1 protein-coding gene is annotated in these 791 nt (G+C 46.6%); it reads right to left on the bottom strand.

What is annotated here, in order from left to right:
- Positions 1-488 (bottom strand): SDR family NAD(P)-dependent oxidoreductase (locus R7Z49_RS24355; protein ID WP_318112274.1); only part of this gene is annotated, 488 nt, incomplete at its 3' end.
- Positions 489-791 lie beyond the last annotated feature (303 nt).

Genomic DNA, 791 nt, shown 5'->3' with positions numbered 1-791 from the left:
AGATCGCTTAAGCATTGCTCCACCATATATTTGCTGCGTCCGTATGGGTTGGTCGTTGCGCCTGTTGGCGAATCTTCCGTAATCGGCACTATTTCTGGGTCACCGTAAACCGTTGCCGATGAACTGAATACGATGCTTTTCACACCCGATTTACGCATGCTGCGCGCCAACACCAATGAGCCATTGACGTTGTTGTCGTAGTACTCAAGTGGTTTTGCCACCGATTCGCCCACCGCTTTGAGGCCAGCAAAGTGGATCACGGCTTGGATGTCGGGCTGCGCGAATACCGTCTCCAAAAAGGCTTCGTCACGGATGTCACCTTGGTGGAACGCAGGCTGTTTGCCAGTCAGCACTTCAATACGGTTTAACACTTCCAGTTTGGCGTTACACAAGTTATCAACGATGATAGGTTCCATTCCCGCTTCAATCATCTGAACGCAAGTGTGACTACCGATGTATCCCATACCGCCTGTGACAAGAACTTTCACTTTTTGCTTCTCCACGTTTGCTGCTTTCTGTTCACACCTCACTCTGATGCGCTAAAAGCCAATCGCTATTGCATCGAATCGGTACGCCCATTTCTTAACTGGCTAAAAGTCTAGCAACCAATCTCGATCCAGATCCGTGATCGAATTCAAATTGTGTAAACGTTTCCACAAAATTACACAAAAGCCTTATTTTAGATGCTGACTTTAGTTAAATTAAACCAGGAAGATGATGAGCAGTGAAGATGAGTCGAGCAGATACCACTCTCTTTCGTGGATCGCACGATTTTACTAAAAGTTTGTGCA

It is taken from the genome of Vibrio sp. 1562 (assembly GCF_033340155.1).
GTDB lineage: Bacteria > Pseudomonadota > Gammaproteobacteria > Enterobacterales > Vibrionaceae > Vibrio > Vibrio alginolyticus.
This window is presented reverse-complemented; position numbering and strand designations above follow the sequence as displayed.